Here is a 25,848-nt window from a genome sequence, read left to right on the forward strand (position 1 = left end):
GACCGCGCTGGCGCCCGCGACGGACGGCCTGCCTGCCCCGTGGTTCCTTGCACCACCTGGCCTGCGGGCCTCACCGACCCGGTCCTTCGTTATCACTCTCACCTTCAGAGTGCTAACGCCAATGATTAGCACTCGCCCCTGCCGAGTGCAAGCGCCTCCCCTTGATCCGCAGGTGAGAAGGGGCGCGCAACCCGCGCGTCGCGCCGGTGCGCGAGCGGGTCCGCACCGACGGGCAGACAGCCGCACCGACGGGCAACCAGCCGCACCGATGGACAGACAGCCACATCTACGGACAGACAGACCGAAGGGCTCGCACCCCATGGGATACGAGCCCTTCGCCACGTCGAACAGTCAGTCGGCGCGTGCTTCAGCTGGTCGCGAGCCGGACCATGTCCGCCTGCGGCCCTTTCTGGCCCTGCGAGATCTCGAAATCGACCCGCTGACCCTCTTCCAGGGTGCGGTAGCCGTCCATCTGAATCGCGCTGTAGTGGACGAATACATCCGCACCACCGTCGACCGCGATGAAGCCGTACCCCTTCTCCGCGTTGAACCACTTGACGGTGCCCTGAGCCATGCCTAACTCCCCTATTACTGGCCCTTGCACAGGACCGCACTTCGCGGACCCGGGTCAGACCTCACCCCCCAACGGTTGGGGGTGTGCGCCGGAACGCGTCGACCGCGGCTGAATGTATCTGTCCAACTGCCGTCTGCAACAGGTCAATCGGACGAGAATTCCGGGCATGGCTGATCGGGAATATAGGGAGAATTTGCGAAGATTCAGGGCAAGTCGGGCCCCATAAATGCCATATAAGGCTCAAAAGTGCGGGACACTTTGGCTACTTCTTGCCGGACTTCGGGCACGAACTCATATGCGCGCGGCATGCAAAGTGGAGCGGCTTCCCCAACTGTACCGTGCTCAACCATACAGAATTGCCCCCTCCGCTTCTCTCACGGAGGGGGCAATTCGATGAACTCTCGGTAATTGGCATTACCAAGGGTAACAATCTCACCCTGGGTAACGGCCCGCGAGGTGGTCAGCCACCGGCGACGGCGGGAATGATCGAGACGCCCGCGCCGTCCGGCGTCGCCGTCTCCAGGCCCTGCTCGAAGCGGACGTCGTCATCGTTCACATAGACGTTGACGAACCGGCGCAGCTTGCCCTGGTCGTCAAGAACGCGGGCGGAGATACCGGAGTGGTTCTTCTCCAGATCGGCGATGACCTCGCCGAGGGTCCCACCCTCGGCCGTCACCTCGGCCTGACCACCGGTGTAGGTGCGCAGGATGGTGGGGATGCGGACATTGACGCTCATTCCTTGTGACCTCCGGTCGGGTAGCGCCCGTAGGGGCGCGGGGAACTGCGCGACCGGCCCCCACCGGCCCGCAGCGAAAAACAGCCCTCGCAGCCAAGCGCTACGCGAGCCCGGCCTCTCGGAAAGAGTCCAGGCTGGGACGAATGGTCGCCGTCAGCCCCGTACCGGCCACCGCGTCCAGCGTCTTCAGACCATCACCGGTGTTCAGGACGACGGTGGTCAGCGTCGGATCCAGCAGCCCGTTCTCGATCAGCTTCTTCGTCACGCCCACCGTCACACCACCGGCGGTCTCCGCGAAGATGCCCTCCGTGCGCGCGAGCAGCTTGATCGCGTCCACGACCTGCTCGTCGTTCACGTCCTCCACGGCCCCACCCGTGCGCCGCGCGATGTCCAGCACGTACGGCCCGTCCGCCGGGTTGCCGATCGCCAGCGACTTGGCGATGGTGTTCGGCTTCTGGGGCCGTACGACGTCGTGGCCGGCCTTGTAGGCGACGGACACCGGCGAGCAGCCCTCGGCCTGGGCACCGAAGATCTTGTACGGCTTGTCCTCGACCAGTCCGAGCTTGATCAGCTCCTGAAGACCCTTGTCGATCTTCGTGAGCTGGGAGCCGGAGGCGATGGGCACCACGAGCTGGTCGGGGAGCTTCCACCCCAGCTGCTCGCAGATCTCGTACGCCAGGGTCTTGGAGCCCTCCGCGTAGTACGGCCGCAGGTTGACGTTGACGAAGCCCCAGCCCTCGCCGGCCGGGTCGCCGATCAGCTCGGAGCAGAAGCGGTTCACGTCGTCGTAGTTGCCCTCGATGCCGACGAGCTCGCCGCCGTAGATCGCGGCCATGACGACCTTGCCCTGCTCCAGGTCGTGCGGGATGAACACGCAGGAGCGGAAGCCGGCGCGGGCGGCGGCGGCACCCACGGCGCCGGCGAGGTTGCCGGTGGAGGAGCAGGAGAGGGTGGTGAAGCCGAACGCGCGGGCGGCCTCGATGGCCTGCGCCACGACGCGGTCCTTGAAGGAGTGCGTCGGGTTGCCGGAGTCGTCCTTGACGAAGAGCTTGCCGGCCTCGACGCCCAGCTCGCGGGCGAGGTTGTCGGCCTTGACGAGCTTGGTCCAGCCGGGGTTGATGTTCGGCTTGTCGGCGACGTCGGCCGGGACGGGCAGCAGCGGCGCGTAGCGCCAGATGTTCGCGGGGCCCGCTTCGATGCGCGCCCGGAGCTCTTCGGTTTCGTAGGCCGAGAAGTCGTACGCGATCTCCAGCGGGCCGAAACACTCCTCGCAGGCGAAGACCGGGCCGAGCGGCACGCGGTGCCCGCACTCGCGGCAGGAAAGCGCGGCGGCGGGTCCGAGATCCACACCGACTACGGTGGTGGTGTCGCCCGCGACAGGGTTCGTGGTGCTTGCAACAGTCGAACTTGCAACAGTCTGCGCAGCCATGGAGGCGAGGCCCTTTCTCCTCATCTTCCTCACGACGCACTTCGCCGTGAGACGGATTTGGCACCTTCCCTAGCCGGGAGCCTCGCCACATCAATGTGACAGGAACCAGCTGGAGGGTTGCCGGGGCTTCATCGGGCCGTATCCCTCTGCCCCTCTGGATGAGCGGTATTCGGTTGTGTCGTGCGGGTCGTGCGGTGGTCCGCAAATGATCTACGACATGCGATGGTCATCCGCGTTGTTCAAGACTGTAACCGAAGGCCAGGACAGTTGAGATAGTCGTCCGAACCGCGAGATGGATCACACCGTGAGACACCGGGTGATCAGACAGTGAGGAGCCGCAGACTGTGCTGAAGGAAACTGAGCGCTGGCTGAGCAATCGCTCCTGGTCCGTGGCCGATCGCCCGCTCCACAGACTCATGTCCGCCAAACGGGCCACGGGCTCCTCGGTGAGCGTCGTCCTGCCGGCGCTGAACGAGGAGGAGACGGTCGGCGAGATCGTCGCCATCATCCGCCACGACCTGATGCAGCAGGTGCCCCTCGTCGACGAGATCGTCGTCATCGACTCGGGCTCGACCGACCGCACCTCGGAGGTGGCCGCCGCGGCGGGCGCGCGCGTGGTGCACCGGGACGAGATCCTGCCGCGCATCCCGACCGTGCCCGGCAAGGGCGAGGTGCTGTGGCGTTCCCTCCTCGTGACGAGCGGGGACATCATCTGTTTCATCGACGCGGATCTGAAGGAGTTCTCCTCGGACTTCGTCTCCGGGATCGTGGGGCCGCTGCTCACCGAGCCCGGTGTGGACCTCGTCAAGGCGATGTACGACCGTCCGCTCGGCGGTGCGGCGGGGCAGGGCGGCCGGGTCACCGAACTCATGGCCCGCCCCCTCCTCAACATGCACTGGCCGCAGCTGGCCGGCTTCGTGCAGCCGCTCGGCGGGGAGTACGCGGCCCGCCGCTCGCTGCTCGAACAGCTCCCCTTTCCCGTCGGGTACGGGATCGAGCTGGGCATGCTGGTCGACGCCCTGCACCTGGTGGGCCTGGACGCGCTCGCCCAGGTCGACGTGGGCGTGCGCAAGCACCGCCACCAGGACGGGCAGGCGCTGGGCCGGATGTCCGCCGCGATCTACCGCACGGCCCAGCTCCGGCTGGCCCGCGGCCACCTGATCCGCCCGGCCCTCACCCAGTTCGAACGGAGCAGGGACGGTTTCGAGCCGCGCACGTACTCGGTGGACACGGAGGAACGTCCGCCGATGGTCGAAATCTCCGAATACCAGAAACGAAGGGCGGCGTAGCAGCGCCCCGTCAGGGGCGCGGGGAACTGCGCGAGCAGCCCCCACCGGCCCGCGGGCGGCATACGGCTGAAGGGAACGTTTGAGCGTTTCGACGCCGGGCTAGGTTTCGAGGCATGGCTTCCCCCGCTTCAACGCAAGGCGCCCACCACATCCTCGTCGCATCCAACCGCGGCCCGGTCACCTACGAGGTCCAGGAGGACGGCTCGCTGCGCGCCAGGCGCGGTGGCGGCGGGCTGGTCTCGGGCCTCTCCGCGATCGGGCCGGACGCGGGAGCCCTGTGGGTGTGCTCGGCGCTCGGCGACGGCGACCGCGAGGCGGTCCGGCGCGGGGTCGCCGAGGACGGCGTACGGATGCTGGACATCGACGCCGACGTGCACGCGGACGCGTACAACGGCATCGCGAACTCCGTGCTGTGGTTCGTCCACCACATGCTGTACCAGACCCCGCTGGAGCCGGTCTTCGACGCGGAGTTCCGGCGCCAGTGGGCGTCGTACGAGGCGTACAACAGCGCGTTCGCCGAAGCTCTGGCCGCGGAGGCGGCGCAGGGCGCGGCGGTGATCGTCCAGGACTACCACCTGACCCTCGTCCCCGGGATGCTGCGCGAGCTCCGCCCCGACCTGCGGATCGGCCACTTCTCGCACACCCCCTGGGCGCCGGTCGACTACTTCCGGATGCTGCCCGACGACATCGCCGAACAGGTGCTGCGCGGCATGCTCGGCGCGGACCGGCTCGGCTTCCTCACCCGGCGCTGGGCGGACGCGTTCACCACCTGCTGCGACGCGCTCGTCGGCGGGCTCGGCGACACCCGGATCGGCGTGCACGGGCTCGGCGCGGACGCGGACTTCCTGCGCAGGCGCTCGCACGAGGCGGACGTCGCGGACCGCATGGCCGCGCTGCGCGAGCAGATCGGCGAGGACCGCAGGACGATCGTGCGGGTCGACCGGACCGAGCTGTCGAAGAACATCGTGCGGGGCCTGCTGGCGTACCGGCAGCTGCTGGAGGATCACCCGGAGTGGCGCGAGCGCGTCGTCCACGTGGCCTTCGCCTACCCCTCCCGCCAAGACCTGGCCGTCTACCGCGACTACACGGCCGAGGTGCAGCGCGTGGCGACCGAGATCAACGCCCGCTACGGCACACCGGGATGGACCCCGGTCGTCCTCCACGTCAAGGACGACTTCGCCCGCTCCCTGGCCGCGTACCGGCTCGCCGACGTCGCCCTCGTCAACCCCATCCGCGACGGCATGAACCTCGTCGCCAAGGAGGTGCCGGTCGTCTCCGACGAGGGGTGCGTGCTGGTGCTCTCACGGGAGGCGGGGGCGTACGAGGAGCTGGGCGAGGACGCGGTGGTGGTGAACCCGTACGACGTGGTCGGCACCGCGCGGGCGCTGGACGCGGCGCTGACCATGCCGCTGGGCGAGCGGGCGGAACGTACGAAGCGGTTGGCTGCCGCCGGGACCGCCTTGCCTCCGGCGCAGTGGTTTCTTGAGCAGTTGCGGGAGTTGGAGGGCTGAGTCGGGAGTCTGTCGGCTGCGGGTGCGTGGTGGCTGGTCGCGCAGTTCCTCGCGCCCCTTACGGGGCGCTGCAGTGTGCCGCCAGTCTCCTCAGCAGGCGTACGACTCCCGCCGGGCCGTCGACCACAAGATCCGCTCGTTCGGCCAGTTCGGTGACTTCCGTGCTGCCGCTGCACACCAGCAGGCCCGGGACGCCGTCCGAGCGGAGTTTGTCGACGGCGGCGAAGGCGGGGAGGTCGCCCAGGTCGTCGCCGGCGTACATGACGGCTTCGGCGCGGACCTCGCGGACGTACTCCAGGAGGGCGACGCCCTTGTCCGTGCCCGGGGGACGGAGTTCGAGGACCATCCGGCCGGGTTCGACGATCAGGCCGTGGCGGGTGGCGAGGTCGGTGAGGGGTTCGCGCAGTGCCTCGAACGCGGCCTGGGGGTCCTCGGCGCGGCGGGTGTGGACGGCGACCGCGCGGCCCTTCTCCTCGATCCAGGTGCCGTGCCAGGCGCCGATCCTGTCGAGGACCCCGGGCAGCTCGGCACGGACGGCGGCGACGCCGGGGTGCGGGGCGGGGGCGTTGACGGTACCGGTGCGGGCGTCCCAGCGTTCGGCGCCGTAGTGGCCGAGGACGACGAGGTGGTCGAGGCCCGGGACGCCCGCGAAGCCGCCGTGGCGAACCGCCACGCCGGCGGGGCGGCCGGTGACGACGGCCACGGAGGCGACCTCCGGGGCGAGGGCCGCGAGGGCGGGGACCGCGTCGGGGTGGGCGCGGGCCTGTTCCGGGTCGGCGACGATGGGGGCGAGTGTTCCGTCGAAGTCGAGCGCGATGACGGCCCGGTCGGGCCGGGTGAGGATGGCTTCGAGGCCGTCGCGTCCGGCGGGGGTCACGGGGGTCGGCAAGGGTTCCGTGACGTCCGGGGATTCCGGGATTTCCGAGTGGCTGCCCATGCTCCGACCCTATCCGCGCACCCCCGGGCGCACCCACGGCTCACCGAGTCACAGTCCTCGAACGCCGGGCGGCGACCCCCGGCCGGTGCCGGTGTCAGCGGTCCGCGCGGCGGGTGTCCCGGATGCGGCGGAGGCGGTTCACCGTGATCGGGTCGTGGGCGAGGGCGCGGGGGTCGTCGAGGAGGGCGTTGAGGAGTTGGTAGTAGCGGACGGGGGCGAGACCGAGTTGCTCGCGTATCGCTCGTTCCTTCGCGCCGGGCCCCGCGAAGGAACGGCGCTCCATGGCGAGGATCCCCCGCTCCCTCCCGCTCAGTTCGTCCATGACCGCACCGTAGCTCCCGCCACCGACAGCGGGGCTACCCCGCGGAGTCCGTCGTGGTCGCCGTCTGCTGGAGCGAGCCGAGGATCCCGGCCGGGCTGCCGTCCGGGGAGACCGCCTTGCCGATCTGCTTCTTGATGTCGGCGCTGACGGCGGCCCAGGACGTCTTGCCGACCGGATAGAGCTGGGAGGAGGGGAGCTCGTCCAGGAACGGGGTGAGGTCCGCGTCGTCGCTGTCCGCCGCCATCGCCTCGGACGCGGACGTCGTGACCGGCAGCAGGTCGTACTCGTGCGAGAAGGCGAGCACGTTCTTCTCGCTGTAGACGTAGTCGAGGAACGTACCGATCTGATCCCGGTGGCCGTTCTTCTTGAAGGCCATCATCCAGTCGGCGACACCCATCGTGGCCCGGCTCTTCCCGCTGACGCCGGGCATCGGCACCATCCCGAACTTCACGCCCTTGTCGGCGGCCATCTTCATCAGCGTGGGGTGCCCGTTGAGCATCCCGACCTCGCCGCGCGCGAACGCCGCGAAGGCGTCCGCGCGATTGAGCTTCGCGGGCGCGACCGGTCCGGTCAGCCCCTTGCCGACCAGGTCGTCCTTGAGCCAGGTGAGGGTGGCGACGTTCTGGGCGGAGTCGAGGCTGTAGGTGCCGACGTCGTCGGTGTAGCCGTCGCCGCCGCTCAGCAGCCACTGCATGGTCTCGGCCTGCGCCTCCTCGGGACCGAGGGGCAGCGCGTACGGGATCTTGACGCCCCGGGCCTTCAGCGCCTGCGCGTCGGCGGCCAGTTCACTCCAGGTCGTCGGCGCGCCGAGACCCGCGGCGGAGAACAGCTTCTTGTTGTAGAAGAGCAGCCGGGTGGAGGCGGCGAACGGCATGCCGTACTGCATCCGGTTCATCTTCCCCGCATCGGTGAGCTGCGCGACGAAGTCGGCCTGGACGGGTATGGAGAGCACCTCTTCGGCCTTGTACAGCTCGCCCTTGTCGGCGTAGTCGGCGTACGCGCCGATCTGCGCCATGTCGGGGGCGTCGCCCCGCGCGACCATCTCCTTGACCTTGCGGTCGACGTCCGTCCACGGGTAGACGCTGACCTCGACCTTGGTCCCGGGGTGTTCGGCCTCGTACGCCTTGACGAGCTTGTCCCAGTACTTCTGGGAGCTGTTGGCCTTGGAGTCCCCGTAGTCGGCGGCCACGAGTCTGAGGGTCACGTCCCCGGAACCGGCCGAGCCGCCGCAGCCCGCGAGGGTCGCCGTCATGCCCAGCGCGGACGCCGCCGCGATCAGTACTGTCCTACGTCCTGTCCTACGCCGCTGCACCGCACTTCTCCCAACCCCCGGCCGCCCCTGTCCAGAGGCTGTCCGTCTTTGCTTCTGCGTCCGTTGCATCCGTCTCGGAATGCGGATACAAGGTCTACACCACGTGAGTGGACTAGACCTCTCCTGGGGTAAGGGGCGACACTGTCCCCGTGAGACATGTCATCGCCCTCGATGTGGGCGGCACCGGGATGAAGGCCGCCCTGGTCGGGTCGGAGGGCGAGCTCCTCCACCAGGCCCGCCGCGCCACCGGCCGCGAGCGCGGTCCGGAAGCCGTGGTCGACGCGATCCTCGACTTCGCGGCCGAGCTGCGCGCGTACGGCGAGCACCACCTCGGCGAGCCGGCGGCGGCCGCCGGAGTCGCCGTTCCCGGCATCGTCGACGCCGACCGGGGCGTGGCGGCGTACTCGGCCAACCTGGGCTGGCGCGACGTCCCGATGCGCCGGCTGCTCGGCGACCGGCTGGGCGGGGTGCCGGTGGCGCTCGGACACGACGTGCGCACCGGCGGGCTCGCGGAGGGCCGGATCGGCGCGGGGCAGGGGGCCGACCGTTTCCTGTTCGTCCCCCTCGGTACCGGTATCGCGGGCGCGATCGGCATCGACGGCGGCGTCGAGGCGGGCGCGCACGGTTTCGCGGGCGAGATCGGCCATGTCGTCGTTCGCCCCGGCGGGACCCCGTGTCCGTGCGGGCAGCACGGCTGTCTGGAGCGGTACGCGTCCGCCGCCGCCGTCAGCCAGGCCTGGGCCGAGGCCTGCGGGGACCCGGAGGCGGACGCCGCCGACTGCGCGAAGGCCGTCGAGTCCGGGGACGCTCGGGCGCGGGAGGTCTGGCAGGACGCCATCGACGCGCTCGCCGACGGGCTCGTCACCGCGCTCACCCTGCTGGACCCGCGCACTCTGATCATCGGTGGCGGTCTCGCCGAGGCCGGGGAAACCTTGTTCACACCGCTACGGGCCGCCGTCGAGCGGCGCGTCACCTTCCAGAAACTGCCGTCCCTCGTCCCCGCGGCCCTCGGGGACACGGCCGGCTGCCTGGGCGCGGGCCTGCTCGCCTGGGACCTGCTGAATCAGCCGACCACTTCCCGACCGACTTCGGAGGTAACCACCTGATGGCCCCTAGAACGGTTCTCGCCGGTGCCAGGGTGGTACTGCCCACCGGAGTCGTCGACGACGGTCGTGTGATCGTCGACGGCACACGCATCGCCGGCAGCGCGCCCTCGTCGGCGCGGACACTGGACCTGTCGGGCCACTGGCTCGTCCCCGGCTTCGTGGACCTCCACAACCACGGCGGCGGCGGTGCCTCCTTCACCTCCGGGACCGTCGAGGAGGTCCTGCGGGGCGTCCACACCCACCGGCTGCACGGCACCACCACCCTCGTCGCCTCGACCGTGACCGGTGACATGGACGGCCTCGCCCAGCGCGCCGGGCTGCTCTCCGAGCTGGCCGAGCAGGGCGACATCGCGGGCATCCACTTCGAGGGCCCGTTCATCTCGCCGTGCCGCAAGGGCGCGCACTCCGAGGAACTGCTGCGCGACCCGGACCCGGCCGAGGTCCGCAAGCTGATCGACGCGGCACGCGGCCGGGCCAGCATGGTCACCCTCGCCACCGAACTGCCGGGCGGCATCGACTCCGTACGCCTGCTCGCCGAACACGGGGTGATCGCGGCGATCGGGCACACGGACGCGACGTACGAGCAGACGGTGGAGGCCATCGACGCGGGCGCGACCGTCGCCACGCACCTGTTCAACGCCATGCCGGCGCTCGGACACCGCACGCCCGGCCCCATCGCCGCCCTCCTGGAGGACGAGCGGATCACCGTCGAGCTGATCAACGACGGCACCCACCTCCACCCCGCCGCGCTCCAGCTGGCGTTCCATCACGCGGGCGCGGACCGGGTGGCGTTCATCACGGACGCCATGGACGCGGCGGGCTTCGGCGACGGCCGCTATCGGCTCGGCCCGCTGGAGGTCGAGGTCAGCGAAGGGGTCGCCCGGCTGGTGGAGGGCGGCTCGATCGCGGGCTCCACGCTCACCCTCGACCGCGCCTTCCAGCGGGCGGTGACCGTCGACCGGCTGCCGGTCGAGGACATCGTCGCGGCCCTGTCCGCCAACCCGGCCCGCCTGCTCGGCCTGTACGACACGGTGGGCTCGCTGGAACCGGGCAAGGACGCCGACCTGGTGGTCCTGGACGCGGAGTTCGCCCTCAAGGGCGTGATGCGCCGGGGCGAATGGGTGGTTGACCCGCAACTGGGCTGATTCGCCCTCCGATTGGAGCGCGATGTGACGTACGGCGGTCGTCCCGGGACTGGGCCGACCGCCGTTGTCTTTGGCATGATCGGGCCTCCGGATTCTCCGGAACCCGAAACTGTCGGCCAGCGCATTCATCGAGGGAGGTCGGTCCGGATGATCCTCACGGTCACACTGAACACCGCTCTCGACATCACCTATCGCGTACGGTCCCTGCGCCCGCACACCGCGCACCGGGTGACCGAGGTGACCGAACGCCCCGGCGGCAAGGGCCTGAACGTGGCCCGGGTGCTCGCCGCCCTCGGCCACGACGTGACGGTCACGGGTTTCACGGGCGGCGCGACGGGCCGCGCCCTGCGGGACCAACTCGCGGACACAACCGGGGTGGTGGACGCGCTGATCCCGGTCGAGGGGCCGACGCGCCGCACGATAGCCGTGGTCGACACGACGACGGGTGACACCACTCAACTCAACGAGCCAGGACCGGAGATCACCCCTGCCGAGTGGGCGGCCTTCCAGGAGGCCTACGAGGTGCTGCTGCGCTCCGCCTCGGCGGTGGCCCTGTGCGGCAGCCTGCCGCCGGGGGTGCCGGTGGGCGCGTACGCGGGACTGATCCGCGCGGCCCGCGCGGCGGCCGTCCCGGTCCTCCTGGACACCAGCGGCGAACCCCTGCGCCGGGGCGTCGCCGCCCGTCCCGACATCGTCAAGCCGAACGCCGACGAACTGGCCGAACTCACCGGCTCCCACGAGCCGTTGCAGGCGACCCGGGACGCCCGCAGACGCGGCGCGCACGCCGTCGTGGCCTCACTGGGCGCCCAGGGCCTGCTCGCCCACACTCCGGACGGCCTCTGGCGTGCCACCCCACCGCGCCGCGTCCACGGCAACCCGACCGGCGCGGGCGACTCCGCGGTCGCGGGCCTGCTGTCGGGACTGGTGGAGAACCTGCCATGGCCGGAGCGCCTCGCCCGGGCCGTCGCCCTGTCCGCGGCGACCGTACTGGCGCCGGTGGCGGGCGAGTTCGACCACCTGGCGTACGCGACCCTGCTCGACCAGATCGCGGTGACGGGGGACGCGACGGCGGCGTGACGCCACGGCGTGGGAAACGTAGAAGCGTCCCTGCCCGCCTCATGAGGCGGGCAGGGACGCTTCACTTACCTCTCGGACTACTTCCACCCTGCTTCCAACCAGAGTTGGTCGAAGTTCGCGTCGCACTGGTTGCCCTGCTCGCAGGAGATCTTGATGGTGTTGGTGCCCTTGTTGAGGGTGATGTCCCCCCAGGTGTTGGTCCAGCCCTTCTCGTAGTCGCCCTCTGCGGCATTGGCAAAGTTCTTCAGGTTGAGAAAGCGACTCTGGACCGTGCCATTGATCGTGAGCGTGGCGTTGGCATCCTTGCCGGGCACCCCGTAGTTGACGTACAGCGTGTATTTGCCGGCCTTGGGGATACCGCTGACGTTCCAGGTGACGGCCGCACCGACCTGATTGAAGCCCGTGACGTAGACGCCGCCGCCCGCCTTCGCACCCTTGACGTCCGACGTCGTCGTGACACCCGTCCCCAGGCTCAGCGCCTTCGCGTCGGTCTTCGGGAGCTCACCGGCGACCGCCGACGGCGAGGTCGACGCGCTCGGGGACGCGCTCTCGGAGGCCGTCGGGGTCGAGCCGCCGCCCGCCGTGTCCTTGCTGTCGTCGTTCGAGTTGTCGTTCATCATGGCGATACCGATGCCGATGACGACGGCGGCGACCACCGCGATGGCGCCGATCAGCAGGCCCTTGGTGTTCGGTCCGCGGCCGCGACCGCCGCCTCCCGACGACTGCCGGCCGGTCGGGGCTCCGCCGGGGACGGTCTCGGGCGCCGCGTAGTGCGCGTTCGGCTGGCCGTAGGCGCCCTGCTGCGGCACCTGGCCGTACGGTGCGGTCGGGGCGCCCTGCTGGCCGTACTGCGCGGTAGGGGCCTGCTGGCCGTAACCGGGCTGCTGCTGTCCGTACTGGCGTTCGCCGACCGCCCGCACCCGGTTGACCGAGCCGGGGTAGCCGTAGCCGCCGCCTCCGCTGGGCGGAGTGGCGCCGTTGGCCTGACCGTCGGCGTACAGATAGCCGAACGGGTCGTCGTCCTCGGGCGTGCTCGCGCCGTTGTTGCCGGGCGTCATCCCTTGGTCTCCTCAACAGGTGCGGTTCAGATGCGGTACATGGATGAATGGCGAGCCTACCCGCTCCCAAGGGGCCAAACGGGTGGGCTTCACCGCATCAACCCACTGACCTGTGACTTATCCGGCACGCCGATGCTGTTTGGGACGAGACCGTTTCTCGACGTACATACGTTCGTCAGCGGATTTCAAGACCTCGTCCGCCGTCATGCCACAGTGTGCCCACCCGATACCGAAGCTGGCGCCCACCCGGACGGCCCGGCCGTCCACACGGATCGGCGGGATGATCGCGTTCCGCAGTCGTACGGCGAGGTCGGCCGCGTCGGCCCGGCCGAGCCCGTCGGCGAGCACCACGAACTCGTCACCGCCGAGCCTGGCGACCGTGTCGCCGTCCCGGACACCGTTCGTCAGACGTCTGGCGACCTCGATGAGCACCGCGTCGCCCGCGTTGTGCCCGAAGCGGTCGTTGATCGACTTGAAGCCGTCGAGGTCGCAGAAGAGCACCGCGAGCCCCTTGGTGCCGTCGTCCGTCTCGCCCTCGGGCGCGATGGTGTGCACATGGTGGTCGAAGGCGTCGTACGCGTCGAAGCCCGCGGCGAGGTCGAATCCGTGCCCGCTCCCGTTGCCCGCGGTGCCTGCGCCGCCGCCGGGGTGGCCGTCGAAGGAGTTGTGCTCGGCCGCCTGGTCCGCGAACGGACCGTGCCCGTACGCCGCGTCCAGCGACTCGACCGTGCCCGGCTGAAGGGCCCCGGGGCGCCGGCAGAGGCGGGAGCCGAGGCGGGAGCGCAGCTCGGCCGAGTTCGGCAGGCCGGTGAGCGAGTCGTGCGAGGCGCGGTGGGCGAGCTGGAGCTCGCGGCGCTTGCGTTCCTCTATGTCCTCGACGTGCGTGAGCAGGAAGCGGGGGCCGTCGGCGGCGTCCGCGACGACGGAGTTGCGCAGCGAGACCCAGACGTAGGTGCCGTCGCGGCGGCCGAGTCTGAGCTCGGCGCGCCCGCCCTCGGCGGACGTCCGGAGCAGGGTGCCGATGTCCTCGGGGTGCACGAGGTCGGAGAAGGAGTAGCGGCGCATCGCGGAGGCGGGGCGGCCGAGGAGGCGGCACAGGGCGTCGTTGGTGCGCAGGATGCGGCCGTGCTGGTCGCCGCCCATCTCGGCGATCGCCATGCCGGAGGGTGCGTACTCGAAGGCCTGCCGGAAGCTCTCCTCGCTGGCGCGCAGGGCCTGCTGCTCGCGCTCGAGGCGGACCAGGGCGCGCTGCATATTGGCTCGTAGACGCGCGTTGCTGATGGCGATGGCGGCCTGGAAGGCGTACATCTGGAGCGCCTCGCGCCCCCACGCGCCGGGGCGCCGTCCGTTGCGCGGCCGGTCCACGGACAGGACGCCGATCAGCTCACCGGTGCTGGCGCCGGAGATTCCCGGGGTGTACATGGGCGCGAAGAGGCGGTCGGAGGGGTGCCACTCGTCCTCGAAGCGCGGCGCGGGTCCGTCCGTGTACCACTGCGGTACGTCGTCGTCGTCGAGGACCCAGCCCTCGGTGTGCGGAATGAAGCGCAGATCACCCCAGGCCTCGCCCATGTTCAGCCGGCGGTCCCAGGAGGCGCGGGAGCCGACCCGGCCGGTGATCAGCGCTTCGGCGGCGGAGTTGCCGGCGAGCGCGGCGACCACGAGGTCGCCGTCGGGGCGTACGAGATTGACACACGCCAGCTCGTAGCCGAGGCCCGTGACCACGCCGTCGGCGACGGTCTGCAGCGTGTCCGCCAGGCTCCGCGCGGTGTTCATGTCCGCCATCACCTGATGCAGCTGCCGCAGGGTCGCAAGACGGACATAGGGCTCCGACTCGGTCTCCATTCGCCCTCCCCTCGAGACCTCGCAGCAACTCCAGGGTTGTCTTCGGCGTACCTGGTTCTCTTACTGTTCTCTCGCGTACTACTTGGTAGCTTCGTGCATAGCTTCCCCGCCACTGAATCACAGCGCGCTGCCCACTCGGTACACAGGGTCAACAAAATATGGCTCCTGTGACTCAAGTCACAGCGGAAGATGAGCAATTGAGTGGGGTTTCTGCATTTCCCCGTGTGTTTACTGCACGCTTATTTGGACGCTGTGTAGACACTGTGAGCAGTTGTGTCCGTCCCGAGACCTAGGACCCGGCTTAGGACCGGGCTCGGACCGAGGCCCGATGTGGCTCCCCGGGGTCGGAGACTAGCGTTTCGGCGTGCTGAACACTCCCTCTGCCGCTCCACTCACCCCCTCCGTGCATGCTGAGGGGGTGAGCAACGACGAGTTCCGTGCCGCCATGTCCCGGCTGGCCGCGGGTGTGGTCCTGGTGACCGCGCACGAGCCCGCGCTGGACCCGGAAGGCCCCGGCGGCGAGGACGTCGGCATGACGGCGACGGCCTTCCTGTCCGTCTCCCTGGACCCGCCCCTCGTCATGGTCAGCCTGCGCGAGGGCTCCCGTATGGACGACCTGCTCGACGAACAGCCCCTGTGGGCCGTCTCCGTGCTCTCCGAGAGCCAGCGCCACATCGCGGGCCGCTTCGCCATGAAGGGCCGCATCAGCGACCGTCTGCTCTTCGAGGACATTCCGTACGTCCGTGGCGAGACGTCCGGGGCACTCCTGGTGGGCGGCGCCCTGGCGACCCTGGAGTGCCGCACCGAGCAGCGGGTCGCCGCCGGTGACCACACCCTCGTCATCGGGCGGGTGCTGACCGCGTCGGTACCGAGCGGGGACGGCGGACCGCTGCTGCACTTCAAGGGGCGCTACCGGCAGTTGGGCTGACGTCCTTTCTTCGAGGGCCTGGCGGCGGGGAACTACCGGTCGAGGACGGTGACGTCCAGCCCGGCCAGCCGCTCCGGGTCGTTGAGGATGTCGATGGCGGCGATCCTGCCGTGCACGACCGTGAAGGCGAGGACACCGACGAGGCGCCCCTCCGCGACCACGACCACACCCGCGGCGCCGTTGACGAGGGCGGGCCGCGCGATCCGGGCCAGGTGCGCGTACCCGCTCGCCCCCGAGGCCACGGCGATCGCACCCGCCGTCGCCCCGCCCTCGCTGCGCGCCACCACGTCCGGGTCGAGCACCGCGACGAGCGCGTCGAGGTCGCCCTCCCGCGCCGCCGCGAGGAACGCGTCCACGACCTCCCGCTGCCGCGCCAGGTCGGGATCGGGCACGGGCGCCCCGCCCTGGACCCTGCGCCGGGCCCGGCTGGCGAGCTGACGGGACGCCGTCGGCGTACGGCCCACGATGGGCGCGATCTCCTCGAAGGGCACCGCGAACAGGTCGTGCAGCACGAAGGCGAGCCGTTCGGCGGGCGTCAGCGTCTCCAGTACGACCAACAGGGCGAGGCCCACCGAGTCGGCGAGCAGCGCCTCCTGTTCGGGGTCGATGCCCGAGACGGGGCTGAGCACCGGCTCCGGCATCCGGACGCCGGGCCCCTCCGCCAGGGGGCCGAGCGGCTCCTCGGCACGACTTCGGCGGGAGCGCAGCATGTCGAGACAGACCCGGCCGACGACGGTCGTCAGCCAGCCGCCGAGGTTGTCGACCCGGTCGGCGTCGACACGGCTGAGCTTGAGCCAGGCCTCCTGGACGGCGTCGTCGGCCTCCGCGAGGGAGCCGAGCATGCGATAGGCGACGGAGCGGAGATGATCGCGGTGGGATTCGAATCGCGCGGCGAGAAATTCGTTCGCGTTCGCGCCGTCCTTCGCGTTCTCGGCCTTCTTCGCGTTCGCGTTCTTCGCATTCTTGTCGTCATTCCCGTTCTCTCCGGGAAATTCGCTGTCGCTCATACGTCACATCTCCTGGTCGCCGCCGCGGTCCGGCACGGACTTGCCCGTCATGGCATTGACGGACCGCGGCCTCCTGATGTGACGTCACGTCTCCGGGACGGCGCTCAGTCGCAGCCGGCCGCCGTCCCCGGAACGCTCCACTTCGACCTCGTTCACGGAATCGTCCGCGAAGCGGAGGGTGAAGTACGGACTGGCCTCGATCAGGAACTGCATGTCCTCCCGCGCGCCGCTGTCCAGCGGCGCGGAGACGACGGCGTCCCACGCACGGGCGTCGGGCACGGCGGCCTGCCGCAGCCGGACGGGAATCCGCGCCAGGCAGGTCGATCGATTGGCCCACCACTCCAGGTGCGCCCTGTCCTCGTATCCGTCCATTCCATGAGATTAGCGACAACTCGCCACAAAGGCCTGTCACCTCATACCCACGCAATGGCCGACACGCCCGCGAAAGACTCACGGGTGTCGCGGGTGCCCCTAACCCCAGTCGCGTCCGGAGCGGCCCCGCTTGGTGTCGGAGCGCTGTTTCTTCTCGCGCAGCCGCCGTTCGTTGATCCCCCGGGGGATGCGGGTGGCCCGGCGGGGCTTGGGCGGTGGCGCGGTGGCCTCGGCGAGCAGGGAGGCGAGTCGCACGGCCGCGGTCTCCCGGTTGCGCCACTGCGACCGGTGCTCGGACGCGCGGACGCTGATGACGCCGTCGACGAGCCGCCCGGCGAGCTTGACGAGGGCGCGCTCCTTCCAGACCGGGGGCAGCGCCTCGGTCTTCGCGAGGTCGAACCTCAGCTCGACCTGCGAGTCACTGGTGTTGACGTGCTGTCCGCCGGGCCCGCTGGAGCGGGAGAAACGCCACAGGAGCTCGGCCTCGGGCAGGGAGACGGAGCCGCGGATGACGTAAGGACCGGACATGAGGTCCATGGTCGCGTGGATGTCCGGTCCACGTCACCCTGTTTTCGCCGCCACGTGTCCGCCAAGAGGGTAAAGAAAGTAAAGAGACCAGGAACCTTCGACACCCCTCTTGGCGTTCTTAGGGGTAGCTGTAGCTTCGTGCCCGTACGAAGCCCATACGTACGGGCACAGCGCACGTACGCAACGAGGGAAGGGACTCCCAACAATGGCTGTAAGCCTGTCCAAGGGTGGCAACGTCTCGCTCACCAAGGAGGCTCCGGGCCTGACCGCCGTCACCGTGGGCCTCGGCTGGGACGTCCGCTCCACCACGGGCACCGACTTCGACCTCGACGCCTCCGCCATCGCGGTCAACACCCAGGGCAAGGTCTACTCGGACGCCCACTTCATCTTCTTCAACAACAAGCAGACCCCGGACCAGACCATCGTCCACACCGGCGACAACCGCACGGGCGAGGGCGCGGGCGACGACGAGGCGATCAACGTCAACCTGGCGGGCCTCCCCGCCGACATCGACAAGATCGTCTTCCCGGTCTCGATCTACGACGCGGAGACCCGCTCGCAGAACTTCGGCCAGGTCCGCAACGCCTACATCCGCATCATCAACCAGGCCGGCGGCACCGAAATCGCCCGCTACGACCTGTCGGAAGACGCCGCCACCGAGACCGCCATGGTCTTCGGCGAGCTCTACCGCAACGGCGCGGAGTGGAAGTTCCGCGCGGTCGGCCAGGGTTACGCCTCGGGCCTCGTGGGCATCGCCCAGGACTTCGGCGTCAACGTCTGATCCGTACAAGGCGGTTGAAGGAGCCCCTGGCCCGGGACACCGGACCAGGGGCTCCTCGCGTTCCCACCGCCCGCGCCCCGCTCCCTGCCTCCGTAGGGATATCCCCACGTTCCAAGCAAGGTACTGAAACCTTCAAGCATTCACCTCTAGGCTCTCGGACGTCCCGCTCACCCCCCACGGGAAACGGAGCCCCCACCTCATGTCCCACTCCCTGTCCGACTTATCGGACGAGCACTGTACGAACAACAGCGCTCCCCCCACCGTCCTGATGGACAACCAGGCACTCGACGACTTCCTCACCGCCGCGGTCACCGAGTACCAGCTCATCACCCCCCGAACCCCCCTCCCCTGCTTCGCCCTCCTCCTGGGCAACGCCGGCCGGGGCACCCTCCACGTCGAACGCGTCGCCTTCGGCCGCAACGCACGGACCTCGGACCCGGCCGCCCGCCTCGAGTTCAGCGAGACGATCGTGCCCCGCTTCGGACCGGCCTACGAGAACGAGCACCGCGCCTGGTGGATCGACTCCCGGGACCTCCTCAAGGCCTCCAAGGAAGCGGACGCCCTGGGCCTGGAACTGCTGGGCTCCATCCACATGCACCCCGACTGGCACCGCATGGGCCCGCCGCAGGAACGCGCCGTCGTCCTCAGTGAGCGCCCCACCCCGATGGACCGCCACGTCTTCGGGCAGACGGCCTGGCCGATCAACATCATCTGCTATCTGGAGCGCCGGGCCGACGCGTTCTACCACGCGCTCGCGGCCTGGGCCCCGCCCCCGGCCGAACATCTCGACAGCGACTGCACCGAACTCCCCCTGCGCGTCCGTACGATCACCGCGGTAGGTGTCTGACGTCATGACGACCGCCGAAACGCACCCGATCCACGCCCTGTGGGAAACGATGGCCCGCGCCTGGGTCTCGGCCGACGCCACGCTCTTCGCCTCCGTCTTCTCCCCGGACTGCGACTTCACCACCGTGCGAGGGGACAAGCCACCGGGCCGGGCGGGCATCGCGGCCGGCCACGACCGCCTGTTCCGCACCCAGTACGCCTCGACGCGACTGGACGCGAGGGTCGTCGCGGTCCGTCACCTGCGCCCCGACCTGGCGACCGTCGAGGCCGAGTCGACGATCCTCACCGCCGCGGACACGCCCCTGGCGAAGACACACGCCTTGGCGATAGCGGAACGGACCGCCACCGGGGACTGGCACCTCACCGCGTTCCACAACATGATCCCGGCGATCCCGAAGGAGACAGCCGCCGTGCCGCAGCCCACCGAGTCCGAACAGGCCCGTCCCAAGCTCCGCCATCTGGCGATCGTCGCCAAGGACCCGGAGAAACTGGCCGCCTTCTACACCTCGGTCTTCTCGATGGAACTCTTCCACCGGGATCCCGACGGCAGTTGCTTCCTCTCCGACGGCTACCTCTCCCTGGCCCTCATCAAGCACCGCCTCGACGGCGACACCCCGCTCGGCATGAACCACTTCGGTTTCCACATCTCCGACACGGAAGCCACCTCGGCGGCCCTGGCCGAAGCGGGCGCGGACAAGCCCGCCGAACGCTTCACCAACCGCCCCTTCGCCGAATACCGGGCCATGGACCCGGAGGGCAACTGGTTCGACCTCTCCGAACACGGCTTCGGCGGTCCCCGCCCCCCGTCCGCCCCTGACGAGACCTGACCGTCCCCCGCTGCTCCTCCCCACCCGTGCCCGGCCACCACCGGGCACGGGCCCGGCCGACCAGCCTGTTGGCTAGCCTGCACCGCGTGATTCTCGAAGCCCTCGCGCCCGGCCACGACATCCCCGTCGCCCTCCTCGGCGAACTCACCTCCCTCTATGCCTCCCACCACGAGTTCTTCTCCCTGAGCGGGGATTTCCCCGACGCCCACAACATCCGGCCGGAGCAGGTCGCGGCGGCGCTCACCGAGGAGATGGCGCATCCGGGGGCCGAGGTGCTGCTCGCGCGGAGTGCGGGGCGGCTCGTCGGGGTCGCGATCACCCTCGCGCACCACCCCGACCCCGCCGATCCGGATCCGTGGATCGGACTGCTGATGGTGGACGCGAGGGAGCAGCGCAAGGGGTACGGGCGTGAGCTCGTGGCACTCGTCGAGGAGAGGTTCCGCCGCACCGGCCGAGACGCCGCCCGCCTCGCCGTGCTCGACAACAACCCCCGGGGCCTCGCGTTCTGGACCGCCCTCGGCTACGAGACCATCGGCCACCGCGAGGACCGCCGACTGGGCCGCCCCTGCGCGGTGCTGCGCAAGGCGCTGAACGGGAGGACCTGAGTCACGCCCGGGGCGGCTTGCCCTCTCCGTACAGCCAGTCCTTCCAGATGCCGCTGAAGTCCTTGTCCGGGGCCTTCTTCTCGACGTAGGCCGTGAAGTCGGCCGTGGACGCGTTGGCATGGCGGTGGGTGGCGGCCCAGCCCTGGATGATGTCGTAGAACGTGTCGTCGCCGACGGTCCGGCGGATCTTGTGCAGGACCATCGCGCCACGGTCGTAGACGGGCGGGTCGGAGATGTGGGCCGCGCTGGAGGGCTTGGCGGGCGGAAAGGCCCAGACCGCCTTGTTCTTCTCGGGGGTGTCGTAGTAGTCGCCCCGGTAGAGGGAGTTGAAGATCTCGTCGGCGCTCTCGCCGTCGTGGTCCTCCTGGTACAGCCACTCCGCGTACGTGGCGAAGCCCTCGTTGAGCCACATGTCCTGCCAGGACTTGGGCGTGACGGAGTCGCCGTACCACTGGTGGGCCAGTTCGTGGACGAGGATGCCGGTCTCCGGGGCGCCGGGGAAGACGGGGCGGGTCTGGGTCTCCAGGGCGTAGCCCGCGTCGTCGCCGCGGTCCACGATCGCGCCCGTCGAGGAGAAGGGGTACGGGCCGAAGTTGTACGCCTCCCAGTCCATGATCTCGGGTATCTCGGACAGCACCTTCTTCGCGGCCGCGGTCTGCGTCGGGTCCACGGCGACGTACACGGGCAGACCGTTCTTCGTCGTCGAGCGCGTGATGTCGTACCGGCCGATCGCGACCGTGGCGACATAGCTCGCCATCGGTTCGGCGGTGTGCCAGGTGAAGGTCCTGCGGCCGTCGGCCGTCGTCGTCTCGCTCGTCAACTCGCCGTTGGAGACCGCCTGCAGGTTCTTCGGGACGGTGACGGCGATGTCGTACGTCGCCTTGTCGGAGGGGTGGTGGTTGCCCGGGAACCAGGCCATCGATCCGGTGGGTTCACCGAGGGCGAGAGCGCCGTCGGCCGTGCGCAGCCAGCCCTCCTGCGAGCCGTCCTGGTCGGTGAGCGTCTCGGGGGTGCCCGAGTAGCGGACCGTCGCGCGGAACGTCTCGCCCTTGTCGAGGTCGGTGTGCGGGCGCACGGTCAGCTCCTGGCCCGCCCGGTTCCAGCGGGCCTCCTTGCCCTCGACGGTGACGGCGGCGACGTCCAGGCCCTTCAGGTCCAGGTCGAAGGCGCTGAGGTTCTGGGTGGCCCGGGCGGTGATCTCGGCGGTGCCGTCGAGATGGTGCGCCTTGGGGTCGTAGGAGAGGGTCAGGGCGTAGTGCGTGACGTCGTAGCCGCCGTTGCCCATCTTCGGGAAGTACGGATCCCGGACCCCGGTGGCACCGGGCTTGCCGTGCACACCTCCGCCGCCGCACGCGGTGAGGGTGAGCGCGAGAGCGAGGGCGAGAGCCGGGGCCGGAGCAAAGCGGACGGTGACGGAAGATCGGGGCACACCAGCGATCCTACGAGGCCCCGACAACCCCACTCCAGGCCGCGCGCCCCACCCGAGGGCCCGGCTGCCGGCCGGTGGGGGCCGGTCGCGCACGCGCGGCGGAGCCGCATATCTCACGGCCCCGCGCGTCTCGCGGAGCGCGGCCCCTCCGCGGAGCCGTACCCCCTCCCCCGGGCCCGTGACACCATCACCTACGTGCTCGACATCGGCTACGCCCTCTCCAACCGCTTCCCCGACCCCCCGCAGACCGACTACCGCCGCGCGGACGTCCACGCGCTGCGGCACGACCTGTTCTGCGGTGACGTCTATCTCGCCGACACCAAGGCGGACCGGGAGCTGTCCACAGCCTGGGGATGGGTGCCGGTGCTCGACTTCGCGTGGGCCCTGTGCGACATCGTGGAGCAGCTCGACCGGGACCCGCGCGGCAGCCGGGCCTCGCGCCCCCAGCACGCGGAGCTCGACTTCACCGAGTCGACGGACCGCATGCTCTTCGAGCGGCGCTTCGGCTGGGTGGACATCGAGGCCGACTGGATGCCGGGCGACGAGGAGCCGCTGACCTTCTCCCACTCCGCACTGCGCCGCGAGGCCCGCGACTTCCTGCACGACCTGATCGCCGACCTCACGGACCTGCACGACGACCTCGCCGAGAACCCGGCGATCTGGACCCTCCAGGCCCGCTTCCCCCGAGTGGGCTGAGACCCCCGTACTCCCCACTCGGCCCCGGCTCATGACGCTCCCGGTCCCGGCCCCCCGTCCACCCGCACCCCCAGCGCCGCGGCGAACACGGGCGCCAGGTCGAGCAACTGGCTCGGACTGATCACCGCCCCCGCCAGCCGGTCCACGCCCCGTGCGATGTCCAGCTCCGCCGCGTGGCGCAGGTCCACGTCCGTCAGGGTGGCCGCGGTGAGGTCCGCCCCCTTCAGGACGCAGTCCACGAACTCCACGCGCTCCAGCCGGGCGCCCCCGAAATCCGGCTCGACCAGCACGCAGCCCTCGAAGACGACGTCCTTGAGGCGGGCCTTGCGCAGGTTCAGGTAGTCGATCTTGCCGCCGCGGATCAGAACCCGCTCCAGCACCGCCCCGTGCAGCTGCACCCCGCCCAGCCGGGCGTCCACCAACTCGACGTCGCGCAAGGTCGACTCGGCGAGGTCGGTGCCCACGCCCCGTATGCCCGTCAGGACCGAGTCCAGCAGGCGCGCGTGGTGCAGTCGCGTCTCGTCCAGCGCGCACCCCGTCAGGGCGCAGTCCATGAAGGTCGCTCCCGCGCCGTCCTGCCCGACGAAGTCCGCCTCCCGGAACTCCAGCCCGTCATAGTCGCCGTCCGGCTCCAGCTCGGAGCCGTCATGGGGTTCCAGCGGCGGCAGCCGCACCTCCGGCCGCCGTGCCCCCCGGTCCCGCCCACTCGCCCTGCCCGCCGCTTTTCGCACCATGCCCCCATCGTGCACTCCGCCACTGACAACGCCCCCGCCCCGCGCCTTTGACCACGCCCCGCACCCGCGCCTTGACCTCAAGCGCGCTTGAGGCTGAACGCTGAGCCGCACCACCACCGAGCGATCAAGCACGTACCGAGCAATCAAGTACGCCTCAGCACATCAGCGAGGGAGACCGTCATGCACGCCGTCCGCCTGCACACCTTCGGCCCGGCCGAGAACCTCACCTACGAGAGGACCGAGGATCCCGAGCCGGGCCCGGGCCAGGTGCGTATCGCCGTGGCCGCGGCCGGTGTCCACCTCCTGGACGCCGCCCTGCGCGCGGGCGCCCGGGGCCCGGCGCCCGCCCCCACCCCGCTGCCCACGATCCCCGGCCGTGAGGTCGCCGGCACCGTCGAGTCCCTCGGCGCGGGCGTCGAGGGCCACTGGCTCGGCAGGCGCGTCGTCGCCCACCTCGGGTTCGCCCCCGGGGGCTACGCCGAACTGGCCGTCACCGACGTCGACCGCCTGCACGAGATCCCGGAGAACCTGGACTTCGCCCAGGCCGTCGCCATGATCGGCACGGGCCGTACGACGATGGGGATCCTCCGGTTCGCCGAGCTGGGCCCGGGTTCCGTGGCCCTGATCCCCGCCGCCGCGGGCGGTATCGGCACCCTGCTCGTGCAGTACGCCCGGCACACGGGTGCCACCGTGATCGGTCTCGCGGGCGGCCCGGAGAAGGTGGCCCGCGTCCACGAGAACGGCGCCGACCTGGCAGTCGACTACAAGGACGGCGGCTGGCCGGACCGGGTCCGCGCCCATCTGGACGGGAAGCCGGTCACCGTCGTCTTCGACGGCGTCGGCGGTGACGTCGCCCGCGCCGCCGTCGGCCTCCTCGGCCCCGGCGGGAAACACCTCGTCTTCGGCTGGTCCGGCGAAGGCATCCACAACGGCGGGCCATTGCTCGTGGAGGGCGTGTCCGAGCAGGTCCTCGGCCCCGTGATGCTGCGCGGGGCGGGCGGCCCCGACCCCCTCCGCACGCTGGAGCTGAGGGCTCTCGCCGAAGCCGCCGCGGGCCGTCTCACCCCGGCCGTGACCCGTTTCCCGCTGGCCGCCGCGGCCGCCGCCCACCGGGCCCTGGAGACCCGCGCCACCCTCGGAAAGGTGGTACTGGAGCCGTGATCAGGATCGACTGTCCGGAAAGATGCGATACATACCAATTCATGGTCTTCTGGGCAAGTGAGCGCCACCCGATCAGGTGAACGCGGCACCCCTGGAACCTCCGAAGGCGCCGACTCCCGCCGCTGGTGGGGCCTGGTGATCATCGCCCTCGCGCAGCTGATGGTCGTCCTCGACGCGACCATAGTGAACATCGCGCTTCCCTCCGCACAGCGCGCTCTGGGCATGTCCGACGGCAACCGGCAGTGGGTCATCACCGCGTACACGTTGGCCTTCGGCGGTCTCCTGCTGCTCGGCGGCCGGATCGCGGACCTCGTCGGCCGCAGACACACCTTCGTCTTCGGCCTCATCGGCTTCGCGGCCGCCTCCGCGATCGGCGGCGCGGCCACCAGCTCCGCCATGCTCTACGGCGCCCGCGCCCTCCAAGGCGCCTTCGCCGCCGTCCTGGCCCCCTCCGCGCTCAGCCTCCTGACCACCACCTTCACCCACCCGAAGGAGCGCGGAAAGGCCTTCGGCGTCTACAGCGCCCTCGCGGGCAGCGGCTCGGCGATCGGACTCGTCACGGGCGGGCTGCTGACCGAGTACCTGAACTGGCGCTGGTGCCTGTACGTCAACATCCCCATAGCCGTCGTCGGGGTCTTCGGCGCGTACGCGCTGCTGCCCGACCCCCCGGGCAACGCCCGCGCCCGGCTCGACATCCCCGGTGTGCTGCTCGGCTGCGGCGGACTGGTCACGATCGTCTACGGAGTCAGCGAGGCGGAGGCGCGCGGCTGGACGGACCCGCTGGTGCTGGGCCTCCTCGCGGGCGGAATCGCGCTGCTGACCGCGTTCATGTACTGGCAGACGAGGGCCCCGAGCCCGCTGCTCCCCCTCCACATCATCAAGGACCGCACGCGCGCGGGCTGTTTCCTGACGATGGCCCTCGCCGTCATCGGCATGTTCGGCATTTTCCTGTTCATGACCTACTACCTGCAGGTCGTCCTCGGATACTCGCCCGTGTGGGCGGGCCTGGCCTTCCTGCCCATGACGGCCGCGATCGTCATCTGTACGACGCAGATCTCGGCGCGGCTGCTGCGCCGCGTGGCACCGCGCGTGCTGATGGTCCCCGGAGCGCTCCTCGCGGCCTCCGGGATGCTGTTCTTCACCCACCTCACGGTCGACGCCGACTACGCGGGCCGGCTGCTGCCCGGTCTGATCCTGATGGGCCTCGGCATGGGCCTGATCTTCATGCCGGTCTTCGCCACCGCCACCGCCGGGGTCGCCCCACAGGACTCCGGCGTGACCTCCGCGACCGTCAACACCTCACAGCAGGTCGGCGGTTCGATCGGTACGGCCCTGCTGAACACCATCGCCACCACCAGCGGTGCGGCCTACATCACCGCGCACCTCACCAACCCCGCCCGGAAGGCCCTGACCGTCCGCGAGGGCGTCGTGCACGGCTACACGGTCGCCATCTGGTGGGCCGCCGGAATCATGCTCCTGGCCGGTCTGGTCGCGGGCCTCATGGTCACCGCGCGGACCCCCGAACACGCGACCGCACCGGCCCCCGTGCCCGAGTCGGTCCCCTGAACCCGGCTCCCCTGGCTCCCCCAGCTGGTA

26 protein-coding genes and 1 riboswitch are annotated in these 25,848 nt (G+C 70.3%); of the genes, 13 read left to right on the plus strand and 13 right to left on the minus strand.

Annotated elements, in window-relative coordinates; genetic code table 11:
* Window positions 1-367 precede the first annotated feature (367 nt).
* The 3 genes from ACFVWD_RS34740 to thrC all read right to left on the minus strand — a co-directional run bounded on the left by ACFVWD_RS34740 (window position 368) and on the right by thrC (window position 2,739).
* A complete protein-coding gene (locus ACFVWD_RS34740; RefSeq protein WP_019057200.1) occupies window positions 368-574 on the minus strand; it encodes a cold-shock protein in 207 nt (68 codons plus the stop codon).
* 460 nt (window positions 575-1,034) lie between these two features.
* Window positions 1,035-1,310, minus strand: a complete 276-nt coding sequence (locus ACFVWD_RS34745) for a MoaD/ThiS family protein (RefSeq protein WP_389601906.1) — start codon at window positions 1,308-1,310, stop codon at window positions 1,035-1,037.
* Window positions 1,311-1,410: 100 nt separating this feature from the next.
* Window positions 1,411-2,739, minus strand: coding sequence for a threonine synthase (gene thrC, locus ACFVWD_RS34750; RefSeq protein ID WP_389601908.1), 1,329 nt, complete (start codon window positions 2,737-2,739; stop codon window positions 1,411-1,413).
* 17 nt (window positions 2,740-2,756) lie between these two features.
* A riboswitch (SAM riboswitch) is annotated at window positions 2,757-2,904 on the minus strand.
* Window positions 2,905-3,083: 179 nt separating this feature from the next.
* On the opposite strand from thrC, the gene ACFVWD_RS34755 reads away from it, so the two are divergent.
* Together ACFVWD_RS34755 and ACFVWD_RS34760 are read left to right on the plus strand one after the other, a co-directional pair.
* Window positions 3,084-4,028, plus strand: a complete 945-nt coding sequence (locus ACFVWD_RS34755; protein WP_385383383.1) for a glucosyl-3-phosphoglycerate synthase — start codon at window positions 3,084-3,086, stop codon at window positions 4,026-4,028.
* 113 nt (window positions 4,029-4,141) lie between these two features.
* The gene (locus ACFVWD_RS34760; protein ID WP_389601910.1) at window positions 4,142-5,539 is read left to right on the plus strand and encodes a trehalose-6-phosphate synthase; all 1,398 of its coding nucleotides are present in this window, start codon (window positions 4,142-4,144) and stop codon (window positions 5,537-5,539) included.
* Window positions 5,540-5,597: 58 nt separating this feature from the next.
* Here the strand turns inward: ACFVWD_RS34760 and otsB are convergent, their stop codons facing one another.
* From otsB to ACFVWD_RS34775, 3 genes are all read right to left on the minus strand, one after another.
* On the minus strand, window positions 5,598-6,476 hold the full coding sequence (gene otsB, locus ACFVWD_RS34765) for a trehalose-phosphatase (protein WP_389601912.1): 879 nt from the start codon (window positions 6,474-6,476) through the stop codon (window positions 5,598-5,600).
* A 94-nt stretch (window positions 6,477-6,570) separates the two neighbouring features.
* Entirely contained in the window at window positions 6,571-6,798 is a 228-nt protein-coding gene (locus ACFVWD_RS34770) for a DUF3263 domain-containing protein (protein WP_389601914.1), read from the minus strand.
* A gap of 34 nt (window positions 6,799-6,832) precedes the next feature.
* Window positions 6,833-8,110: an ABC transporter substrate-binding protein gene (locus tag ACFVWD_RS34775; protein WP_389601916.1), complete on the minus strand. Its 1,278-nt coding sequence runs from the start codon at window positions 8,108-8,110 to the stop codon at window positions 6,833-6,835.
* A gap of 149 nt (window positions 8,111-8,259) precedes the next feature.
* On the opposite strand from ACFVWD_RS34775, the gene ACFVWD_RS34780 reads away from it, so the two are divergent.
* The 3 genes from ACFVWD_RS34780 to ACFVWD_RS34790 all read left to right on the plus strand — a co-directional run bounded on the left by ACFVWD_RS34780 (window position 8,260) and on the right by ACFVWD_RS34790 (window position 11,438).
* The gene (locus ACFVWD_RS34780) at window positions 8,260-9,216 is read left to right on the plus strand and encodes an ROK family protein (protein ID WP_389601918.1); all 957 of its coding nucleotides are present in this window, start codon (window positions 8,260-8,262) and stop codon (window positions 9,214-9,216) included.
* Window positions 9,216-10,361, plus strand: a complete 1,146-nt coding sequence (gene nagA / locus ACFVWD_RS34785) for an N-acetylglucosamine-6-phosphate deacetylase (RefSeq protein WP_384914436.1) — start codon at window positions 9,216-9,218, stop codon at window positions 10,359-10,361. Before ACFVWD_RS34780 ends, nagA begins: the two co-directional genes overlap by 1 nt.
* A gap of 147 nt (window positions 10,362-10,508) precedes the next feature.
* Window positions 10,509-11,438 (plus strand): 1-phosphofructokinase family hexose kinase, encoded by a 930-nt coding sequence (locus ACFVWD_RS34790; protein WP_389601920.1) that lies wholly within the window; start codon window positions 10,509-10,511, stop codon window positions 11,436-11,438.
* A 77-nt stretch (window positions 11,439-11,515) separates the two neighbouring features.
* Here the strand turns inward: ACFVWD_RS34790 and ACFVWD_RS34795 are convergent, their stop codons facing one another.
* Window positions 11,516-12,496 (minus strand): CBM35 domain-containing protein, encoded by a 981-nt coding sequence (locus tag ACFVWD_RS34795; RefSeq protein ID WP_389601922.1) that lies wholly within the window; start codon window positions 12,494-12,496, stop codon window positions 11,516-11,518.
* 117 nt (window positions 12,497-12,613) lie between these two features.
* Window positions 12,614-14,338 carry a diguanylate cyclase CdgB gene (gene cdgB, locus ACFVWD_RS34800; protein ID WP_389601924.1) on the minus strand — a complete coding sequence of 575 codons (1,725 nt, stop codon included), beginning with the start codon at window positions 14,336-14,338 and terminating at the stop codon, window positions 12,614-12,616.
* Window positions 14,339-14,756: 418 nt separating this feature from the next.
* On the opposite strand from cdgB, the gene ACFVWD_RS34805 reads away from it, so the two are divergent.
* On the plus strand, window positions 14,757-15,266 hold the full coding sequence (locus ACFVWD_RS34805) for a flavin reductase family protein (RefSeq protein ID WP_101404335.1): 510 nt from the start codon (window positions 14,757-14,759) through the stop codon (window positions 15,264-15,266).
* A gap of 32 nt (window positions 15,267-15,298) precedes the next feature.
* On the opposite strand, the gene ACFVWD_RS34810 is transcribed toward ACFVWD_RS34805, so the two are convergent.
* The 3 genes from ACFVWD_RS34810 to arfB all read right to left on the minus strand — a co-directional run bounded on the left by ACFVWD_RS34810 (window position 15,299) and on the right by arfB (window position 17,182).
* Complete coding sequence (locus ACFVWD_RS34810) at window positions 15,299-16,273, minus strand: sigma-70 family RNA polymerase sigma factor (protein ID WP_389601926.1); 975 nt, start codon at window positions 16,271-16,273, stop codon at window positions 15,299-15,301.
* An 84-nt stretch (window positions 16,274-16,357) separates the two neighbouring features.
* Window positions 16,358-16,645, minus strand: coding sequence for a hypothetical protein (locus ACFVWD_RS34815; RefSeq protein ID WP_054235132.1), 288 nt, complete (start codon window positions 16,643-16,645; stop codon window positions 16,358-16,360).
* Between the two features lie 99 nt (window positions 16,646-16,744).
* Window positions 16,745-17,182, minus strand: coding sequence for an alternative ribosome rescue aminoacyl-tRNA hydrolase ArfB (gene arfB / locus ACFVWD_RS34820; RefSeq protein WP_389601928.1), 438 nt, complete (start codon window positions 17,180-17,182; stop codon window positions 16,745-16,747).
* 196 nt (window positions 17,183-17,378) lie between these two features.
* Between arfB and ACFVWD_RS34825 the strand changes: the two genes are divergently transcribed.
* From ACFVWD_RS34825 to ACFVWD_RS34840, 4 genes are all read left to right on the plus strand, one after another.
* Window positions 17,379-17,954, plus strand: a complete 576-nt coding sequence (locus ACFVWD_RS34825) for a TerD family protein (protein ID WP_099942075.1) — start codon at window positions 17,379-17,381, stop codon at window positions 17,952-17,954.
* Between the two features lie 199 nt (window positions 17,955-18,153).
* The gene (locus ACFVWD_RS34830; RefSeq protein ID WP_389601930.1) at window positions 18,154-18,801 is read left to right on the plus strand and encodes a hypothetical protein; all 648 of its coding nucleotides are present in this window, start codon (window positions 18,154-18,156) and stop codon (window positions 18,799-18,801) included.
* Window positions 18,802-18,805: 4 nt separating this feature from the next.
* Complete coding sequence (locus tag ACFVWD_RS34835) at window positions 18,806-19,627, plus strand: SgcJ/EcaC family oxidoreductase (RefSeq protein ID WP_389601932.1); 822 nt, start codon at window positions 18,806-18,808, stop codon at window positions 19,625-19,627.
* 86 nt (window positions 19,628-19,713) lie between these two features.
* Window positions 19,714-20,232: a GNAT family N-acetyltransferase gene (locus ACFVWD_RS34840; RefSeq protein WP_389601933.1), complete on the plus strand. Its 519-nt coding sequence runs from the start codon at window positions 19,714-19,716 to the stop codon at window positions 20,230-20,232.
* A 1-nt stretch (window position 20,233) separates the two neighbouring features.
* Here the strand turns inward: ACFVWD_RS34840 and ACFVWD_RS34845 are convergent, their stop codons facing one another.
* Window positions 20,234-21,661, minus strand: coding sequence for a M1 family metallopeptidase (locus ACFVWD_RS34845; RefSeq protein WP_389601935.1), 1,428 nt, complete (start codon window positions 21,659-21,661; stop codon window positions 20,234-20,236).
* A gap of 195 nt (window positions 21,662-21,856) precedes the next feature.
* Here ACFVWD_RS34845 and ACFVWD_RS34850 point away from each other — a divergent pair, with 195 nt between their 5' ends.
* Window positions 21,857-22,357 (plus strand): hypothetical protein, encoded by a 501-nt coding sequence (locus tag ACFVWD_RS34850; protein WP_075027404.1) that lies wholly within the window; start codon window positions 21,857-21,859, stop codon window positions 22,355-22,357.
* A gap of 29 nt (window positions 22,358-22,386) precedes the next feature.
* On the opposite strand, the gene ACFVWD_RS34855 is transcribed toward ACFVWD_RS34850, so the two are convergent.
* A complete protein-coding gene (locus tag ACFVWD_RS34855; RefSeq protein ID WP_389601937.1) occupies window positions 22,387-23,091 on the minus strand; it encodes a pentapeptide repeat-containing protein in 705 nt (234 codons plus the stop codon).
* Window positions 23,092-23,271: 180 nt separating this feature from the next.
* Here ACFVWD_RS34855 and ACFVWD_RS34860 point away from each other — a divergent pair, with 180 nt between their 5' ends.
* Window positions 23,272-24,252 (plus strand): zinc-binding dehydrogenase, encoded by a 981-nt coding sequence (locus tag ACFVWD_RS34860; protein ID WP_389601939.1) that lies wholly within the window; start codon window positions 23,272-23,274, stop codon window positions 24,250-24,252.
* Window positions 24,253-24,309: 57 nt separating this feature from the next.
* Entirely contained in the window at window positions 24,310-25,818 is a 1,509-nt protein-coding gene (locus tag ACFVWD_RS34865) for an MFS transporter (RefSeq protein ID WP_389601941.1), read from the plus strand.
* The last annotated feature ends 30 nt before the right edge of the window (window positions 25,819-25,848 follow it).

Origin of the sequence: Streptomyces sp. NPDC058086, assembly GCF_042885015.1 — a bacterium.
In the GTDB taxonomy this organism is placed as follows: Bacteria; Actinomycetota; Actinomycetes; order Streptomycetales; family Streptomycetaceae; genus Streptomyces.

Bases quoted from the DNA above. Each gene is read 5' to 3' on its own strand.
- ACFVWD_RS34740 (WP_019057200.1), bottom strand. From the start codon at position 574: ATGGCTCAGGGCACCGTCAAGTGGTTCAACGCGGAGAAGGGGTACGGC.
- ACFVWD_RS34745 (WP_389601906.1), bottom strand. From the start codon at position 1,310: ATGAGCGTCAATGTCCGCATCCCCACCATCCTGCGCACCTACACCGGT.
- thrC (WP_389601908.1), bottom strand. From the start codon at position 2,739: ATGGCTGCGCAGACTGTTGCAAGTTCGACTGTTGCAAGCACCACGAAC.
- ACFVWD_RS34760 (WP_389601910.1), top strand. From the start codon at position 4,142: ATGGCTTCCCCCGCTTCAACGCAAGGCGCCCACCACATCCTCGTCGCA.
- otsB (WP_389601912.1), bottom strand. From the start codon at position 6,476: ATGGGCAGCCACTCGGAAATCCCGGAATCCCCGGACGTCACGGAACCC.
- ACFVWD_RS34770 (WP_389601914.1), bottom strand. From the start codon at position 6,798: ATGGACGAACTGAGCGGGAGGGAGCGGGGGATCCTCGCCATGGAGCGC.
- nagA (WP_384914436.1), top strand. From the start codon at position 9,216: ATGGCCCCTAGAACGGTTCTCGCCGGTGCCAGGGTGGTACTGCCCACC.
- ACFVWD_RS34790 (WP_389601920.1), top strand. From the start codon at position 10,509: ATGATCCTCACGGTCACACTGAACACCGCTCTCGACATCACCTATCGC.
- ACFVWD_RS34795 (WP_389601922.1), bottom strand. From the start codon at position 12,496: ATGACGCCCGGCAACAACGGCGCGAGCACGCCCGAGGACGACGACCCG.
- cdgB (WP_389601924.1), bottom strand. From the start codon at position 14,338: ATGGAGACCGAGTCGGAGCCCTATGTCCGTCTTGCGACCCTGCGGCAG.
- ACFVWD_RS34810 (WP_389601926.1), bottom strand. From the start codon at position 16,273: ATGAGCGACAGCGAATTTCCCGGAGAGAACGGGAATGACGACAAGAAT.
- ACFVWD_RS34815 (WP_054235132.1), bottom strand. From the start codon at position 16,645: ATGGACGGATACGAGGACAGGGCGCACCTGGAGTGGTGGGCCAATCGA.
- arfB (WP_389601928.1), bottom strand. From the start codon at position 17,182: ATGGACCTCATGTCCGGTCCTTACGTCATCCGCGGCTCCGTCTCCCTG.
- ACFVWD_RS34825 (WP_099942075.1), top strand. From the start codon at position 17,379: ATGGCTGTAAGCCTGTCCAAGGGTGGCAACGTCTCGCTCACCAAGGAG.
- ACFVWD_RS34830 (WP_389601930.1), top strand. From the start codon at position 18,154: ATGTCCCACTCCCTGTCCGACTTATCGGACGAGCACTGTACGAACAAC.
- ACFVWD_RS34835 (WP_389601932.1), top strand. From the start codon at position 18,806: ATGACGACCGCCGAAACGCACCCGATCCACGCCCTGTGGGAAACGATG.
- ACFVWD_RS34855 (WP_389601937.1), bottom strand. From the start codon at position 23,091: ATGGTGCGAAAAGCGGCGGGCAGGGCGAGTGGGCGGGACCGGGGGGCA.
- ACFVWD_RS34860 (WP_389601939.1), top strand. From the start codon at position 23,272: ATGCACGCCGTCCGCCTGCACACCTTCGGCCCGGCCGAGAACCTCACC.